Source organism: Intrasporangium oryzae NRRL B-24470, from assembly GCF_000576595.1.
Classification (GTDB): Bacteria; Actinomycetota; Actinomycetes; order Actinomycetales; family Dermatophilaceae; genus Intrasporangium_C; species Intrasporangium_C oryzae.
The window spans coordinates 1-16,917 of the sequence record NZ_AWSA01000071.1 but is presented as its reverse complement, the minus strand read 5'-3'; the positions used below and the strand labels follow the sequence as shown (position 1 = coordinate 16,917).

General features: G+C 71.8%; 15 protein-coding genes. All 15 read left to right on the top strand.

Annotated features, from left to right (window positions below; all coding sequences use genetic code 11):
• Nucleotides 1–1,967: peptidoglycan D,D-transpeptidase FtsI family protein (locus tag N865_RS20000; protein ID WP_211244935.1), on the top strand; the 1,967-nt coding region annotated here is incomplete at its 5' end.
• 47 nt (nucleotides 1,968–2,014) lie between these two features.
• Nucleotides 2,015–3,541: a UDP-N-acetylmuramoyl-L-alanyl-D-glutamate--2,6-diaminopimelate ligase gene (locus N865_RS19995; RefSeq protein ID WP_051511164.1), complete on the top strand. Its 1,527-nt coding sequence runs from the start codon at nucleotides 2,015–2,017 to the stop codon at nucleotides 3,539–3,541.
• Complete coding sequence (locus tag N865_RS19990; RefSeq protein ID WP_084328409.1) at nucleotides 3,538–5,037, top strand: UDP-N-acetylmuramoyl-tripeptide--D-alanyl-D-alanine ligase; 1,500 nt, start codon at nucleotides 3,538–3,540, stop codon at nucleotides 5,035–5,037. The genes N865_RS19995 and N865_RS19990 overlap by 4 nt, the downstream gene beginning before the upstream one ends.
• Nucleotides 5,034–6,116 (top strand): phospho-N-acetylmuramoyl-pentapeptide-transferase, encoded by a 1,083-nt coding sequence (gene mraY, locus N865_RS19985; protein ID WP_034809979.1) that lies wholly within the window; start codon nucleotides 5,034–5,036, stop codon nucleotides 6,114–6,116. The genes N865_RS19990 and mraY overlap by 4 nt, the downstream gene beginning before the upstream one ends.
• Nucleotides 6,113–7,603, top strand: coding sequence for a UDP-N-acetylmuramoyl-L-alanine--D-glutamate ligase (gene murD / locus N865_RS19980; RefSeq protein WP_034809977.1), 1,491 nt, complete (start codon nucleotides 6,113–6,115; stop codon nucleotides 7,601–7,603). Before mraY ends, murD begins: the two co-directional genes overlap by 4 nt.
• Complete coding sequence (ftsW, locus tag N865_RS19975; RefSeq protein WP_034809975.1) at nucleotides 7,600–8,850, top strand: putative lipid II flippase FtsW; 1,251 nt, start codon at nucleotides 7,600–7,602, stop codon at nucleotides 8,848–8,850. The genes murD and ftsW overlap by 4 nt, the downstream gene beginning before the upstream one ends.
• Nucleotides 8,847–9,953, top strand: coding sequence for an undecaprenyldiphospho-muramoylpentapeptide beta-N-acetylglucosaminyltransferase (murG, locus tag N865_RS19970; RefSeq protein ID WP_034809972.1), 1,107 nt, complete (start codon nucleotides 8,847–8,849; stop codon nucleotides 9,951–9,953). The genes ftsW and murG overlap by 4 nt, the downstream gene beginning before the upstream one ends.
• A complete protein-coding gene (gene murC, locus N865_RS19965; protein ID WP_034809970.1) occupies nucleotides 9,950–11,437 on the top strand; it encodes a UDP-N-acetylmuramate--L-alanine ligase in 1,488 nt (495 codons plus the stop codon). The genes murG and murC overlap by 4 nt, the downstream gene beginning before the upstream one ends.
• Nucleotides 11,434–12,207: a cell division protein FtsQ/DivIB gene (locus N865_RS19960; RefSeq protein ID WP_051511161.1), complete on the top strand. Its 774-nt coding sequence runs from the start codon at nucleotides 11,434–11,436 to the stop codon at nucleotides 12,205–12,207. The genes murC and N865_RS19960 overlap by 4 nt, the downstream gene beginning before the upstream one ends.
• Before the next feature lie 225 nt (nucleotides 12,208–12,432).
• Nucleotides 12,433–13,761 carry a cell division protein FtsZ gene (ftsZ, locus tag N865_RS19955; protein WP_034809968.1) on the top strand — a complete coding sequence of 443 codons (1,329 nt, stop codon included), beginning with the start codon at nucleotides 12,433–12,435 and terminating at the stop codon, nucleotides 13,759–13,761.
• A gap of 126 nt (nucleotides 13,762–13,887) precedes the next feature.
• A complete protein-coding gene (pgeF, locus tag N865_RS19950) occupies nucleotides 13,888–14,634 on the top strand; it encodes a peptidoglycan editing factor PgeF (protein WP_034809986.1) in 747 nt (248 codons plus the stop codon).
• Complete coding sequence (locus tag N865_RS19945; RefSeq protein WP_034809965.1) at nucleotides 14,631–15,353, top strand: YggS family pyridoxal phosphate-dependent enzyme; 723 nt, start codon at nucleotides 14,631–14,633, stop codon at nucleotides 15,351–15,353. Before pgeF ends, N865_RS19945 begins: the two co-directional genes overlap by 4 nt.
• Nucleotides 15,354–15,392: 39 nt before the next feature.
• Complete coding sequence (locus N865_RS19940) at nucleotides 15,393–15,872, top strand: cell division protein SepF (protein WP_034809963.1); 480 nt, start codon at nucleotides 15,393–15,395, stop codon at nucleotides 15,870–15,872.
• 60 nt (nucleotides 15,873–15,932) lie between these two features.
• Nucleotides 15,933–16,217 carry a YggT family protein gene (locus N865_RS19935; RefSeq protein WP_034809961.1) on the top strand — a complete coding sequence of 95 codons (285 nt, stop codon included), beginning with the start codon at nucleotides 15,933–15,935 and terminating at the stop codon, nucleotides 16,215–16,217.
• A gap of 130 nt (nucleotides 16,218–16,347) precedes the next feature.
• Nucleotides 16,348–16,917 (top strand): DivIVA domain-containing protein (locus N865_RS19930; RefSeq protein WP_034809984.1); only part of this gene is annotated, 570 nt, incomplete at its 3' end.

Genomic DNA, 16,917 nt, shown 5'->3' with positions numbered 1-16,917 from the left:
CGGCCGGTGTCGCAGCCACCGCCCGGCGCAGCCCCGCTGCGAGGCGCGGCCGAGCGGCATACGCCGGTGGTCGTGGACGGGGCCCCGAGCCCAAGCGGGCAGCCACGGCCCGGGCGCCTCGACGCCCTCGCCCGGCTGTCCGGCTCTCGCGCGCCAACCCGCGCCGACGCGCCCGGGTCATGTTCGTGGCCGTGCTCTTCGTGTTCACGATCTTCGCGGCCCAGCTCCTGCGGATCCAGGCCTTCGACGCGGCGGCCACGCAGGCCGCGGCGATGAGCAAGCGGTCGGTCAAGTCGATCACCCCGGCGATGCGTGGTCAGATCCTCGACACGAACGGCCAGGTGCTGGCCGACTCCGTCGAGCGCTACACCATCGCGGCCGACCCCCAGGCGGTGCCCGCCTACACGGTCAAGGTCGACGGGCAGCCCGAGGTGGTCGGGGTCTCGCGGGCCGCGGCCGACCTCGCCCCTCTGCTGGGGATGGACGTCTCCGAGCTGACGACGCTCTTCACGCGGGCCAAGACCCGCTACGTCGTCGTCAAGAAGGACGTCAACCCCGCCGTCTGGCGCCAGGCCAGGGCGCTCGGCATCCCCGGGATCTCGGCCACGAAGACCGCCGAGCGCATCTACCCCACGTCGATGGCGCTCGGCCAGATCGTCGGCTTCGTCACGCCGGCGACCCAGAAGGGCGGCGGGGGCATCGAGCTGATGCTCGACAAGACCCTGGCGGGGAGCCCGGGCACGATGATCGCCGAGCGCGCTCGCGACGGGTACATCATCCCCGGCTCACAGCGGGTCGACACCCCGGCGGTCAACGGCCGCGATGTCCGGCTCACCATCGACGCCGACCTCCAGTGGTATGCCCAGAACGCACTCGCGAAGCAGGTGACCGCCGTCGGCGCCGAGTCCGGCACGGCGGTCGTCATCGAGGTCGCCACGGGCAAGATCCGGGCGGCCGCGAGCTACCCGACGTTCGACCCCAACGACCTCGCCCACGCCGACCCGAAGGCCATGGGCAACTACGCCTTCAACGACGCCTTCGAGCCCGGCTCCACGGGCAAGCTCATGACGATGGCGACGGCGCTCGAGCAGAAGGTCGTCACCCCCGACACCGGCGTCATCGTCCCCTCGCGACTGCCCCGGGGCGGGGAGCGGTTCAAGGACAACGAGCCGCACGGTGTCGAGGACATGACCGCGACCGGCGTCATCGCGAAGTCGTCCAACATGGGGACGATCCTCATCGGCGAGCGGGTCCCGCCCCCTGTCATGGACAGCTACTACCGCAAGTTCGGCATCGGGGAGCGCACCCCGGTCGGCTTCCCCGGCGAGTCCAGGGGCCAGCTCGCCGCGGCGTCCGACTGGACCGGCTCGCGGCGCTACACCGTCCTCTTCGGCCAGGGCTACTCCGTCACCGCGATCCAGCAGGCGGGCGTCTTCCAGACGATCGCCAACAAGGGCGTCCGCGTGCCGCCGACCCTCGTCGAGGGGACCGTCAACGACAGCGGCACCCTCGTCCCCACCCCGGCGCCGACCCCCGTGCGTGTCGTGTCCGAGGACACCGCGGTCAAGCTCTCCCGGATGATGGAGGAGGTCACCGGCGAGAACGGCACGGCGAGCGCGGCCCGGATCAAGGGCTATCGCGTCGCGGGCAAGACCGGAACCGCCGACCGCTACGACGAGAAGCTCGGGCGCTACAACGGCTTCACGGCCTCGTTCATCGGCTACGCCCCGGCGGAGAACCCGAAGTACGTCGTCGCCGTGTTCATCCAGAAGCCGAGTGCCGGCATGTTCGGTGGCGCGCTCGCAGGCCCCGTCTTCAACCAGGTCATGACCTACCTGCTCGAGCGCGACAACACGCCTCCGAGCACGAAGTCCACGCTGGACTACCACGTGTGGTCGAAGGTGCCGCTCTCCGACAGCGACCCCAAGGTCATCAGCGATGCACAGGCCCGGCGTGACGGCCTGTAAGTTGGGCTGACGTGTCACCTGCCTTGCTCCGACCCGCGACGTCGGGCGTGCTCCTCAATGACCTGACCGCGCGACTCGGTGCCGAGGTGAGCTCGCCCGAGGCCGCGTCCGGCGTCCGCGTCGCCGGGGTGAGCCTGGACAGCCGGGCCGTGCTCGAGGGCGACCTCTATGCCGCCCTGCCGGGGTTCAACACCCATGGCGCGGCCTTCGCCGGCGACGCGATCAGGCTCGGCGCGGTCGCCGTCCTGACCGACCCAGCAGGCGCGGCGCGGCTCTCCGGTGTTGAGGTCCCCGTGGTCGTGGTCGCGCAGCCGCGGGAGGTCCTCGGCGCGGTGGCAGCCCAGGTCTACGGCGACCCGTCGGCGCGCCTCACGATGGTCGGTGTCACGGGCACCAACGGCAAGACGACGACCGCCTACCTCGTCGAGTCGGCGCTCCGGGCCCACGGGCGCCGCACCGGCCTCATCGGGACGGTCGAGACCCGGATCGGCGACGAGCGCGTCGAGTCCGTCCGGACGACCCCGGAGGCGACCGACCTCCACGCGATCCTCGGCGTCATGGTCGAGCGCGGCGTCGACGCCTGCGTCATGGAGGTCTCGAGCCACGCCCTCAGCCTCCATCGGGTCGACGGGGTGGTCTATGACGTGGCCCTGTTCACCAACCTGTCCCAGGACCACCTCGACTTCCACGACTCGATGGACGACTACTACCGCGCCAAGGCGACGCTGTTCACCCGTGCGCGGGCCCGGGCAGGGGTCGTCTGCATCGATGACGCCTGGGGCCTTCGTCTCGCGTCGGAGTCGGAGATCCCCGTGACGACGCTCGGCACGGTCGGCCAGCGAGCGGACTGGACGGTCGAGGCCGGCGACGGCGGCCGGTTCGCCCTCCGCGACGCCGCAGGGATGCGCGAGCTGGGCCTCGTCTCACACCTGCCCGGCACCTTCAACATCGCCAACACCGCCCTCGCCGCCCTCGCCCTGCTCTCCCTCGGCCTCGACGAGACCGAGGTCGAGGCTGCGATGGCCGTTCCCCCGGACGTGCCCGGCCGCATGGAGGTCGTCGCAGCGGGCGGGGCCGGTGGTCCCCGGTGCATCGTCGACTTCGCCCACACCCCCGATGCGGTCGACGCCGCCCTCGCGGCGCTTCGGCCCTCGACGACCGGGCGCCTCATTGCGGTCATCGGGGCCGGCGGTGACCGGGACCGCGGCAAGCGCCCGGGCATGGGCGCCGCGGCCGCCCGCCACGCCGACGTCGTCGTCGTCACCGACGACAACCCACGCTCCGAGGATGCGGCCGAGATCCGGGCCGCCGTCATGGCCGGGGCACGCCAGGCCGTAGAGTCCGGCAACGCCACGGCGCAGGTCGTCGACGGCGGACCCCGGTCGGGAGCCATCGCCGAGGCCGTCGCCATGGCCGTCGTCGATGCGTCGGACGGAGCCGTCGACACCGTCGTCGTGCTCGGCAAGGGACACGAGAAGGGCCAGGAGATCCACGGAGTGAAGCACCCGTTCGACGACCGAGACGCGCTCCGAGCCGCGTTGTCCGCAGCGACCACGACGGAGGACCGCCGATGATCGCCCTCACGCTCGGTGAGGTCCGCGACCTCACCGGCGGCGCCCTTCACGGTGCCCCCGACGACGAGGCCAAGGTCGTCGACGGCACCGTCACGACCGACTCCCGCGAGTGCGGGCCGGGCGGCCTCTATGTCGCGCGGGTCGGGGAGACCTCCGACGGCCACGCCTATGTCGGCGCCGCCGCCGCGGCCGGCGCCGTCGCGGCCCTCACCTCGCGGGTCGTCGACGGGCTACCGTGCATCGTCGTCGACGACGTCCAGACGGCCTTCGGGCGCCTCGCCCGCGGTGTCATCGACCGAGCCCCCGAGCTGCGCGTCATCGGGATCACCGGATCGTCCGGCAAGACGAGCACGAAGGACCTCCTCGCGTCCGTGCTCGAGACCGTTGCCGAGACGGTCGCGCCGGTCAACAGCCTCAACGGCGAGATCGGCGTCCCGCTGACCGTGTGCCGGGTCACGCCGACGACGCGCTTCCTCGTCGCCGAGATGGGCGCCCGGGGCATCGGGCACATCGAGTACCTCACCCGGATCGCACCGCCCCAGGTCGCGATCGTCCTCAACGTCGGCACGGCCCACGTCGGGGAGTTCGGGTCGCGCGCCAACATCGCGAGGGCCAAGTCCGAGCTGCCCCGAGCGGTCCCCGCCGAGGGCCTCGCGATCCTCAACGCCGACGACCCCCTCGTGCGCTCGATGGCGCAGGGCCTCTCCTGTCGCGTCCAGCTCGTCGGTCTCGCGCCCGATGCGGACGTCCGCGCGGAGGACGTCGTCCTCGACGAGCGGGGGAGAGCGGCATACGACCTCGTGGCCCCGCAGGGGCGCGCTCGGATCACGCTGCGGCAGAGCGGCGCCCACCACGTCGGCAACTCCCTCGCCGTCGCGGCTGCGGCGCTCGAGCTCGGCCTCTCGCTCGACCAGGTCGCGGCAGGGCTCGCCGGTGCCGGAGCGGTGAGCCGCTGGCGCATGGAGATCACCGAGCGGCCCGACGGCGTCGTCGTCGTCAACGACGCCTACAACGCCAACCCCGACTCGATGAGGGCCGCCATCGACGCCCTGTGCTCGATCGCGGCGGAAGGCCGGCGCTGGGCCGTCCTCGGCGAGATGCTCGAGCTCGGCGACGAGAGCGCTGCCGCGCACGAGGCGATCGGCGCGTATGCCGCCCAGCGCGGGATCGACCACGTCGTGGCCGTCGGCGAGGGGGCGAGAGCCTTCGGCGCCCCGGAGTGGGTGGCCGACATCGACGCCGCCCACGACCTCCTCGCGGAGCGGCTCGCCCCGGGCGACGTCGTGCTGCTCAAGTCGAGCCGCGACAGCGGACTACGGTGGCTCGGTGACCGGCTCGCGGGCATCGCGCTCCCGCAGCCCGGCGCGTCGGCGGATGGCCCGCGAGGCGGGGCCGGCGGCACGGGTCACGGCACGACCGATGGCTGGACGGACGACGGACAGGACGACGGTGTGGCCGACCGGGCAGACGTCAGCGGAGAGGCGGTGAACGAGTGAAGGGCATCCTCGTGGCGGCGGCATTCTCGCTCGTCATCTCCCTCCTCGGCACCCCGCTCTTCATCAAGTTCCTCGTGCGGCGCGGCTACGGCCAGTTCATCCGCGACGACGGACCGACCTCGCACCACACGAAGCGCGGCACCCCCACGATGGGCGGGGCCGTCATCCTCGCCGCCACGCTGGGGGCCTACGGCCTCGCGCACCTCGTCACGCTGACGCCCCTCACGGCGAGCGGGGTGCTCGTCCTCTTCCTCATGGCCGGGCTCGGGCTCGTCGGGTTCCTCGACGACTTCATCAAGATCTCCAAGCAGCGCAGCCTCGGGCTCCGCTCGAAGGAGAAGCTCCTCGGCCAGACGCTGGTCGGCATCATCTTCGCCGTCCTTGCCCTGCAGTTCCCCAACGAGCAGTTCCGCACGCCGGCATCGCCCTTCATCTCCTTCGTCCGCGACACCAACATCAACCTCGCCTTCGCCGGGACTCTCCTCGGGATGCTCCTCTTCGTCATCTGGGCCAACCTGATGATCGCCGGGACATCCAACGGGGTGAACCTCACCGACGGCCTCGACGGGCTCGCGACCGGCGTCTCGACGATGGTCTTCGGCGCCTACGTCCTCATCGCGCTCTGGACCTTCAACCAGAACTGCCAGACCAACCCCGGCATCAAGTGCTACGAGGTCCGCGACTCGCACGACCTCGCGCTCGTCGCCGCGGCCGGGATGGGGGCCTGCTTCGGGTTCCTCTGGTGGAACGCGACGCCCGCCAAGATCTTCATGGGCGACACGGGCTCGCTGGCGCTCGGCGGCCTCATGGCCGGGCTCGCCATCACGACCCGCACCGAGCTGCTCATCATCATCCTCGGCGGCATGTTCGTCCTCGAGACCCTGTCGGTCATGGCGCAGGTCGCCTCGTTCAAGACCACCGGAAAGCGGGTCCTGCGCATGGCGCCGCTCCACCACCATTTCGAGATGGTCGGGTGGAACGAGGTCACCGTCGTGGTGCGCTTCTGGATCATCGCCGGGCTCTTCGTGGCCCTGGGGCTCGGCATCTTCTACGCGGAATGGGTGGTGGGCTCACAATGACGATCGACCCGACCTACGAGCCCCGCGAGGGCCTGACCCACCGTGACGCCGACTGGTCCGGGCTCAACGTCCTCGTCGTCGGGCTCGGGGTGTCCGGCTTCGCCGCCGCCGACGCCCTCGCCGAGCGGGGTGCGCGCGTCACCGCGGTGTCGCGCGACGTCACCGAGGCGATCAGGGAGCGCGCGACCATCCTCGAGATCCTGGACATCGACGTCCGCCTCGGCCCCGAGCACCTAGGCCGCCCGCCGGAGGGCACCGAGCTCATCGTCACCTCGCCGGGCGTGCCGCCGCACGACCCGCTCATGCTGGCCGCCGCGACCGCCGGGATCCCCGTGTGGGGTGAGGTCGAGCTCGCGTGGCGCATGCGGCCCCGGGAGGGCGCTGCGCCGTGGCTCACCGTGACGGGGACCAACGGCAAGACGACCACGGTCACCATGCTCGCCTCGATCCTGCAGGCCGCCGGGCTGCGCGCGACGGCTGCCGGCAACGTGGGCACGCCGCTCCTCGAGGCGGTCCTGCACCCCGAGCCCTACGACGTGCTGGCCGTCGAACTGTCGAGCTTCCAGCTGCACTGGCAGCGGTCGATCTCGGCGGTCGCATCGGCGGTGCTCAACGTCGCGCCCGACCACATCGACTGGCACGGCTCGTATGCCGAGTACCTCCGCGCCAAGGGCAAGATCTACGAGAACACCCACATCGCCTGCATCTACAACGTCGGTGACATCCAGACCGAGCAGCTCGTCATGGAGGCCGACGTCGTCGAGGGCTGCCGCGCCGTCGGCTTCACGACCGGCATCCCGGCACCGTCGATGCTCGGTGTCGTCGACGACGTCCTCGCCGACCGGGCCTTCATCGAGCAGCGGCAGCGGTCCGCGGCCGAGCTGTGCACGATCGCCGACCTCCAGGGCGACGGGCCGCCCGTCCCACCCCACTACGTCGCCAACGCGCTCGCGGCCGCCGCGCTCGCCCGCGCCTACGGCGTGGGGCCGCTCGCAGTCCGAGACGGCCTGCGAGCCTTCCGTCCGGACCGGCACCGGATCGCCGAGGTCGCGACCGCGCGAGGGATCCGGTGGGTCAACGACTCCAAGGCCACCAACCCGCACGCCGCCGCGGCAGCGATCCGGTCCTTCGACAGCGTCGTGTGGATCGCGGGCGGCCTGCTCAAGGGCGCCGACGTCGACAGCCTCGTCGAGGAGATGCACTCACGGCTGCGCGGAGTCGTCCTGCTCGGCGCCGACCGCGAGCAGATCGCCCAAGCGCTCGCCCGACACGCGCCCGAGGTCCCGGTCGTCGACATCGCCGAGACCGACACTGGTGCCATGGACCTCGTCGTCGCTGCTGCAGCGCGGCTCGCCCAGCCGGGCGACGTCGTGCTCCTCGCACCGGCCGCGGCGTCCATGGACATGTTCACGAACTACGCGTCCCGCGGCGATGCCTTCGAGGAGGCGGTCCGGCGACACGTGGAGGCGAGCGGGGGTGACGCTTGAGCTCGGCGACCGCTGACGAGTCGACGGTGACGCGGAGCCTGCCGATCATCGGCAGGCTGGAGTCGCCGCTCACGACGTACTACCTCCTCCTCGGCACCACGGTGACCCTCGTCGTCTTCGGGCTCGTCATGGTCTTCTCCGCCTCAAGCGTCGAGGCCCTGCTCGACGACCAGGCCTCATACGCGGTGTTCGTGAGGCAGCTGCTCTTCGCCGTCGCGGGCGGGGTGGCAGCCCTCGTCGCGCTGCGCCTCGGCGTCCGCTGGTGGAAGCGCCTGTCGTTCCTCGTCCTCGGCGTGGCCATCGTCCTGCAGGCGGCCGTCTTCAGCCCGCTCGGCGTGGAGGTCAACGGCAACCTCAACTGGCTTGCCCTCGGCCCGCTCCAGGTCCAGCCCTCCGAGCTCGCCAAGCTCGGCCTCGTCCTCGTCGGCGCGCTGATCTTCGCCAACAAGGGACCCCGGGTGGCGAGCTTCTCCCACGTCGTGCTCCCGTACGTCCTGCCCGTCACGGCGGTCGTCCTCGCCCTCGTCCTCGCCGGCCACGACCTCGGCACCGGCCTCGTCATCCTCTGCATCGTCGCGGCGGTCCTCGCCGTGGCCGGCGCGTCGATGAGCCTCTTCGTGGCGGGCACCCTCCTCGGGGCCCTCGGCGTCGCCGCGATGGTGCTGACGAGCGGCAACCGGATGAGCCGCATCACCAACTGGCTCTCACCGGCCTGCCAGTCCGACCCCGACGGCTACTGCGGCCAGTCGGTGCACGGCATGTACGCCCTCGCCGACGGCGGCTGGTGGGGCGTCGGGCTCGGGGCCTCGAAGGAGAAGTGGGCCTGGCTCTCCGAGGCGCACAACGACTTCATCTTCGCGATCATCGGCGAGGAGCTCGGGCTGCCGGGCACGCTGCTCATCCTCGTCCTCTTCGGGGTCCTCGCCTGGGCCTGCTACCGGCTCGTCTCCCGCACCCAGGACCGCTATGTCCGGATCGCCTCGGCCGGGATCATGGCGTGGCTCCTCGGCCAGGCGATCATCAACATCGGGGCCGTGATCGGCCTCTTCCCGGTCGTCGGGGTGCCGCTGCCCCTCGTGTCCTCGGGCGGCTCGTCGCTCGTGACGACGCTCTTCGCCCTCGGCATCCTGCTGTCGTTCGCCCGAAACGAGCCCGGCTGCCGGGCGCTGCTCGATGCACGGCCGAGCATGATCAAACGGTCGCTCGCCGTGCTGCCCTCCCGCTCGCCCCGTCGCAGAAGTCGGTGATCCTCCTGTCCTCGCCCACCTCCGTCCTGCTCGCCGGGGGAGGGAGCGCCGGCCACGTGTCGCCGCTCCTCGCCCTCGCCGACGCCCTCGTGCGCCGCCATCCGGACATCCGGGTGACCGCCCTCGGCACCGAGGCCGGTCTCGAGGCGCGCCTCGTCCCCGCCCGCGGCCTCGAGCTGCGCTTCGTGCCGAAGGTGCCGCTCCCGCGTCGGCCGAGCGCCGACCTGCTGCGGCTGCCGGGCAACCTCAAGGCGGCCGTCGACGCGGCGGGCGCGGCGATCGACGAGACGGGCGCCCAGGTCGTCGTCGGGTTCGGTGGCTACGTCAGCACCCCGGCCTACATCGCCGCACGGCGGCGCCACGTCCCGATCGTCATCCACGAGCAGAACGCTCGACCCGGCCTCGCCAACCGGCTGGGCGCGCGGTGGACGTCGTTCGTCGCGACGACGTTCGCGCAGACGGCGCTGCCGCACGGCCGCCGCATCGGGATGCCGCTCCGCCGCGAGGTCGCGACCCTCGACCGCGCCGCCCTGCGCAGCGAGGCCCTCGACCACTTCGGGCTGGAGGCCCAATGGCCGACCGTCCTCGTCACCGGCGGCTCGCTCGGTGCGAAGCGGCTCAACGACGCGTTCGAGGCACGTGCCGCGCTCCTCAGCCGCAGCGGCGTCCAGGTGCTTCACGTGAGCGGCCTCGGCAAGGAGTTCAGGCCGGAGATCCCCGATGTCGGAGCGCCCTATGTCGTCGTCCCCTACGCCGACCGGATGGAGCTCGCCTACGCGGCCGCCGACCTCGTCGTCGCGCGGTCGGGCGCCAACACCGTGTGCGAGCTGACGGCCGTCGGCCTCCCTGCGGTGTACGTCCCGCTCCCCGTCGGCAACGGTGAGCAGCGCCTCAACGCGACCGAGGTGGTCCGGGCCGGCGGGGGCATCCTCGTCGACGACAGCGCGCTCACCCCCGAGTGGATCGACTCGGTGCTCCTCCCGCTCGTCACCGACGCGGACCGGCTCGCGGCGATGGCCCGGGCGGCGGCGTCCCAAGGGGAGACGGCGGCCGACGAGCGGCTCGCCGACCTCGTCGAGGCCGCCTGGAGGCAGGGATCGTGAACGACCAGCGCACGCACCGCCCCGAGGCCCCGTCGGCCCACAACCCGTTCGCGGCCGCGAGGTTCGACTTCCGGGCGCCCGTCCCGCGCGCTGAGGACCTCGGCCGGGTCCACTTCCTCGCCATCGGCGGCGCCGGGATGTCCGGAGTCGCCCGCATCATGCTGGCGCGGGGGATCGAGGTGACCGGCACCGACGCCAAGGACGTGCCGGTCCTCAAGGCCCTGGTCAGCGAGGGAGCGCGGGTCTTCGTCGGCTTCGACAGGGCGCACCAGGAGGGCGCGGACGCGGTCGTCATGTCGTCGTCGATCCGTGACGACAACGTCGAGCTCGTCGCCGCCCGCGAGCGTGGTGTCCCCGTCCTGCACCGGGCCCAGGGACTCGCGTCGCTCATGTACGGTCAGCGGCCCGTCGCGGTGGCCGGGGCCAACGGCAAGACGACGACGACGTCGCTCTTGACCGTCGCCCTGCAGGGCTGCGGCCTCGACCCCTCGTTCGCCGTGGGTGGCGAGCTCGCCAAGCACGGGACCAACGCCCACAGCGGGACCGACGAGGTGTTCGTCGTCGAGGCCGACGAGAGCGACGGCTCCTTCGTCGTGTACGGCCCCGAGGTCGCCGTGGTCACCAACGTCCAGCCCGACCACCTCGACTTCTACGAGACGTTCGAGGTCGTCCAGGCCGCCTACGACGCTTTCGTCGACACGATCCGACCGGGTGGCCTGCTCGTCACGTGTGCCGACGACCCGGGAGCCGCGGCCCTCGCCGAGCGCGCGGCGGCTCGCGGCATCCGTGTCCTGACCTACGGCTTCTCCGACGACGCCGACCTGCGGCTGCGGGACCACGAGCAGGAAGGGCTGACCTCCGCGGTGACGCTCGTCGACGGCTCCAGCACCGCGACCATGACCTTGGGCGTGCCGGGTCGCCACAACGCCCTCAACGCGGCGGCCGCGTATGCCGCTGCCGTCCACGGTCTCGGACAGGACCCTGCGCGCGTGCTGGCGGGCCTCGCCTCGTTCACGGGAACCCGGCGCCGGTTCGAGCCGAAGGGGGTCGCGGGCGACGTCACGGTCGTCGACGACTACGCCCACAACGCCGGCAAGGTCGCGGCCGTCGTCGAGACCGGAGCGCGCCTCGTCGCGGGCGCCGGCCGGCTCGTCGTCGTCTTCCAGCCGCACCTCTACAGCCGGACGCGCGACTTCGCCGTCGAGCTCGGGCGTGGCCTCGCAGCTGCTGACGTCGTCGTCGTCATGGACGTCTACGCCGCGCGGGAGGATCCGCTCCCGGGGGTGACCGGCCGGCTCGTCGCCGACGCCGTCCGGGCGGCGCGTCCCGGCGCCGAGGTCCACTACGTTCCCTCGTGGTCCGATGTCGCAGGGCTGGTCGCACGGCTCACGGCCCCAGGTGACCTCGTCCTCACGGTGGGTGCGGGCGACGTCACGATGATCGGACCCGAGATCCTCCGGCTGCTCGGAGGGACCACGGCGTGACCGCCACGCGGAGCCCGTCGAGACGGCGCGGACAGGCGACCGGGCTCTCCTCGGCGCGGGCGCGCTTCGAGCGGCGCGCGGCGGCGGCTCGCCGTCGACCCCGCCTCGTCGCAGCTGGGGCGGTCGTGCTGCTCCTGCTGCTCGGAGCGGTCGCGTGGCTCGGCTGGTTCAGCTCCGTCCTCACCGCCACGTCCGTGGAGGTCGCCGGCGTCCCCGCGGCGCAGGCGGCGAAGGTCCGCACGGTCGCCGCCGTGCCGCTCGGCGGACCCTTGATGCGGGTCGACACCGACGCCGTCGTGCGTCGGCTCGAGGGCGGCCGCGAGTGGACGGCGATCACCGTGTCCCGCCGTCTGCCGCACACGGTCGTCGTCTCGGTGACGCCGAGGGTCGGCGTGCTCGCCGTCCGGACCGGCGGTGGGCAGATCGAGCTCGTCGACCGCGACGGCTTCGCCTTCCGAACCGTGACCTCGGCGCCCGGCGGCGTGCCGCTGGTCAACGCGGGCGCTGCCCAGGTGACGGCGACCGGGGTCCAGGCCGCCCTTCGAGCACTTGCCACCCTTGACACGTCGACGCGCTCGACCATCAGCGGGCTCACGGTGTCATCGGCCGACCAGGTCTCCTTCACCCTCAGGGTCAAGGGGAGCACACGGACCGTCGTGTGGGGTGGCGTGGGGCAGGAGGCCCTCAAGGCCCGACTCGTGACGATCCTCGCCTCCGAGCCCGGCTCGACGATCGACGTCAGCGTGCCGGAGTCCCCGGTGACACGGTGACCGCCGCGTCCGCCGTCCGCCGCGAATTGGCCGAATCCGGAAGGCGACACGCCGAACCGTGGGTTGATCGGCCCAGTCCCACGGCATACCGTCGAGCCACTGGTTCGTGACCAATCCGTAACCTTTAGGTAGACGTTTAAGGTTCCGAAGGGCTCCTCGGCTCGGCGCGGGCCGCGCCCACACTCCAGAAGCAGCACGTGCACCACTCCAGGAAGGCCCACGCTCGTGGCAGCAGCACCGCAGAACTACTTGGCCGTCATCAAGGTCGTCGGCATCGGCGGCGGCGGCGTCAACGCCATCAACCGCATGATCGAGGTCGGCCTCAAGGGTGTCGAGTTCATCGCCATCAACACCGATGCGCAGGCGCTGCTCATGAGTGACGCGGACGTCAAGCTCGACGTCGGTCGTGAGCTCACCCGCGGCCTCGGTGCGGGCGCCGACCCCGAGGTCGGCCGGAGGGCCGCCGAGGACCACACCGAGGAGATCGAGGAGGTGCTGAAGGGCGCCGACATGGTCTTCGTCACGGCGGGCGAGGGGGGCGGCACGGGCACGGGCGGCGCGCCTGTCGTCGCGCGCATCGCCCGCACCCTGGGCGCGCTCACCATCGGCGTCGTCACCCGCCCGTTCACCTTCGAGGGTCGCCGCCGGGCCAACCAGGCGGAGTCCGGCATCGGCAGCCTCCGCGAGGAGGTCGACACCCTCATCGTCATCCCCAACGACCGGCTCCTGTCGATCAGCGACCGCAACGTGTCGATGATGGATGCCTTCCGCTCGGCCGACCAGGTGCTCCTGTCCGGTGTCCAGGGCATCACCGACCTCATCACGACCCCCGGCCTGATCAACCTCGACTTCGCCGACGTCAAGTCGGTCATGCAGGGCGCCGGCTCCGCGCTCATGGGCATCGGCTCGGCGCGGGGCGAGGACCGTGCCGTCCAGGCGGCCGAGCTCGCGATCAGCTCGCCCCTGCTCGAGGCCAGCATCGACGGCGCCCACGGGGTCCTGCTGTCGGTCCAGGGTGGCTCCGACCTCGGGCTGTTCGAGATCAACGAGGCGGCCCGCCTGGTCCAGGAGGCGGCCCACCCCGAGGCCAACATCATCTTCGGTGCAGTCATCGACGACGCGCTCGGCGACGAGGTCCGCGTCACCGTCATCGCCGCCGGGTTCGACGGTGGCGGCCCGACCAAGCGCGAGGACGACCGGGCCCTGGGCCAGGTCATGGGTCAGCGTCAGGCGACGGCCATGCCTGCCCCCCAGGCAGCCGCACCGCAGCCGCAGGTGGCTCCCGTCGCTCCGCAGCACAACGGCGCGCCCGTTCACCCGCAGGCCACCGTCCACCCCCAGGTCGACGGTCACGCGGTGAGCCAGCCCGTTCCCCAGGCCCAGCCGCAGCCCGTGCCCCAGCAGCTGCCGACCCAGCAGCAGGTCCCCGTCCACCCCCAGGTCAACGGGACCCCCGTGCACCAGCAGGTGCCCGTCCACCAACAGGCCCACGCACCACAGCCGCCGACCTTCGAGGACAGCGACGAGCTCGACGTTCCCGACTTCCTCAAGTGAGTGGGACGGGAGGGGCCACGCGCCGCGTGGCCCCTCCCGTCGCGCCTGCTGACGTGCACGGCGCGCTCGTCGGTGCCCGTGGAGCCCGGCGACGTCGGGGACCGGCCGCGGGATAGGTTGGCCGACGTGTTCTACTGGCGATCGACGGTGCCCGCTGCCGCGGGCGACTCACGGGTCGACGTGGCGTTCACGGGCCGCTCGGCGGGTCTCGGAGACGGCCCGTATGCCGGCCTCAACCTCGGCGGTCACGTCGGCGACGACCCCGGTGACGTCGAGCGCAACCGCGCCCTGCTGGCCAATGCTGTGGGCGTCCCGAGGACGCGGCTCGTCTTCATGAACCAGGTCCACGGGACGACGGTGCTGCCCGTCTCCGGCCCGTGGTCCGACCGGGCCCCGGCCGCGGACGGGATCGTCACGCGAACCCCCGAGCTCGCCCTCGCGGTGCTCGTCGCCGACTGCGTCCCCGTTCTGCTCCACGACCCCCACGCCGGGGTCGTCGGCGCCGTGCACGCGGGTCGGCCCGGCATGACGAACGGCATCGTGGCCCAGGCTGTCGCCCGCATGCGCGAGCTCGGCGCCGAGCGGATCTCCGCCACGGTCGGGCCGTCCGTGTGCGGCCGCTGTTACGAGGTCCCCGAGGACATGGCGCGCGGGGCCGCCTCGGTGGCTCCCGCCTCGGCCGCGCGCTCCTGGACGGGCACGCACGCAGTCGACGTCGCGGCGGGGGTCGTCGAGCAGCTGCGCACCGCCGATGTCGCCATCGACTGGGTCCCGGGCTGCACACGTGAGCACCCCGACCTCTACTCGTACCGGCGGGACCGGACGACCGGGCGCTTCGCTGGGGTCGTCATCATCCGAAAGGCAGCCGAATGACCGGCACAGTGCGCCGCGACGAGCTCACGGCCAACCTCGCGGCCGTCCGCACCCGTATCGAACGAGCCTGTGACGCCGCGGGCCGCGACCCGGCGGAGGTCACCCTCATCGTCGTCACCAAGTACTTCCCCGTGTCGGACGTGCTGCTCCTTCATGACCTCGGAGTCCGCGACTTCGGCGAGAACCGGGACCAGGAGGCCGGCCCCAAGTTCGGCGAGGCCAGGTCCGAGCTGCGCCGACGCGGAGGCGACGACCTCACGCTCCACTTCATCGGGCAGCTCCAGTCCAACAAGGCCGGGCACGTGGCGGCGTACGCCGACGTCGTCCAGTCCGTCGACCGGTCCAAGCTCGTCGGCGCGCTCAGCCGCGGCGCCGATCATGCCGGCCGGCCGCTCGCGGTCCTGCTCCAGGTCAGTCTCGACGGCGACACCGCCCGCGGCGGTGTGCTGCCCGAGCACGCCCTCGAGCTGGCGGACGAGGTGGTCGCGCACGATGCCCTCACCCTCAAGGGCGTCATGGCCGTCGCGCCCCTGGGGGCCGCCCCCGACGAGAGCTTCCGGCGCCTGCGAGACGTCGCGGACGGCATACGGTCTCAGCATGTGGACGCCGATTGGATCTCGGCCGGTATGAGTGGCGACCTCGAGGCGGCCGTGCTAAACGGCGCGACACACCTGCGTGTCGGCACCGCAATCCTCGGATCACGCCCGTCACTTCTGTAACGTCGCCAGAAGACAGGAACCGACGGTTTGGAGTTGGCCATGGCAGGGGCACTGCGCAAGACGATGGTGTACCTCGGTCTGAGTGAAGAGGACCCGCGTCACGACCGCTACGACGACTACGACTCCTACGACGACGACCAGTACGACGACGAGTCGGAGCACACGGCTGCCGTGACCCACCTCCCGACCAAGCGCCCGGTCGCGGCCGTCGTGCGCGAGGTCGAGGTCGGCGGCCTCAACCGGATCACGACGATCCACCCGCGGACCTACAACGAGGCCAAGAACATCGGCGAGTGGTTCCGTGACCAGGTCCCCGTCATCATGAACCTCAGCGACATGGACGACGCCGACGCCAAGCGGCTCGTCGACTTCGCGGCCGGCCTCGTCTTCGGTCTCCACGGCTCGATCGAGCGCGTCACGTCGAAGGTCTTCCTCCTCTCGCCGTCACACGTCGAGGTCGCCGCCGACGAGCCGGAGCCCCCGCAGGCCTCGACGCGTGGCTTCTTCAACCAGAGCTGACCGGACCCCTGTCGCGGACCGATTTCGGGTGAGGCCACCCGATCAGCGACACTGGCCTCTATGAACGTGTTCTGGACGGTCTACGGCGTGGTGGTCTTCACCTTCTTCATCGCGCTCATCGGCCGTTTCGTCATCGACTGGGTGCAGGTCCTGGCGCGGTCGTGGCGACCGAAGGGGGTCGTCCTTGTGCTCGCCGAGGCCGTCTACACCGTGACGGACCCGCCGCTGCGCGCCTTGCGCAAGGTCATCCCGTCGCCGAGTCTGGGTGGGGTGCGGCTCGATCTCAGCTTCCTCGTGCTCATGCTCCTGACCTCCCTCGCGCTCAACCTGCCGAGCTTCTTCTGACCCACCAGCCGACATTTGCGGGACGGTTGCAACAGGGCCACGGCCAGGGATGGCATCATGTGGCTTTGGGTCGTGACCTGAACGTTAGTAAGTTGGGCCCTGAACCATTACGTCTGTATCGAGGTGACACATGGCGCTTACGCCAGAGCAGGTGCTCAACAAGCACTTCCAGACCACGCAGTTCCGCCGGGGCTACGAGGAGCGGGACGTCGACGACTTCCTGGACGAGATCGTGGCGGAGATGCGCTCGCTCATCGAGCAGCGTGACGACTACCTGAAGCAGCTCAATGACTGCCGCGCGAGCAAGAACCAGCCGGCCGTGCGCGACGGTGCGACGGCAGCCATGCCGCCGGTCGGCCGTCCGGGCGACGAGGCCCGCCTCGGCGGTCTCACGGCGAAGATCCAGGACGCCGAGCGCGCCTTCAAGGCGGCCTCCGACCGCGCCGCCAAGGCGAAGGCCGACGCCGACAACGCCGAGCGCCTCGCCAAGGAGCGCATCGACCGCGCCAAGGCCGACGCCGAGCGCGCCGAGCAGGCGGCCAAGGCGGCCGTCGACTCCACCGCGCTCAACGACGCCCAGGCCAAGCTCAACGCCCTCAACTCCGAGGTCGCCGACGCCGAGGGCAAGCTCGCCCGCGCGCGTGAGGAGGCCCGCACCGCCGAGGAGCGCGCCGCCCGGGCCCGGGCCGAGGCGGACGCC

Bases quoted from the DNA above. Each gene is read 5' to 3' on its own strand.
- murD (WP_034809977.1), top strand. From the start codon at position 6,113: ATGACGATCGACCCGACCTACGAGCCCCGCGAGGGCCTGACCCACCGT.
- N865_RS19990 (WP_084328409.1), top strand. From the start codon at position 3,538: ATGATCGCCCTCACGCTCGGTGAGGTCCGCGACCTCACCGGCGGCGCC.
- N865_RS19945 (WP_034809965.1), top strand. From the start codon at position 14,631: ATGACCGGCACAGTGCGCCGCGACGAGCTCACGGCCAACCTCGCGGCC.
- N865_RS19940 (WP_034809963.1), top strand. From the start codon at position 15,393: ATGGCAGGGGCACTGCGCAAGACGATGGTGTACCTCGGTCTGAGTGAA.
- N865_RS19935 (WP_034809961.1), top strand. From the start codon at position 15,933: ATGAACGTGTTCTGGACGGTCTACGGCGTGGTGGTCTTCACCTTCTTC.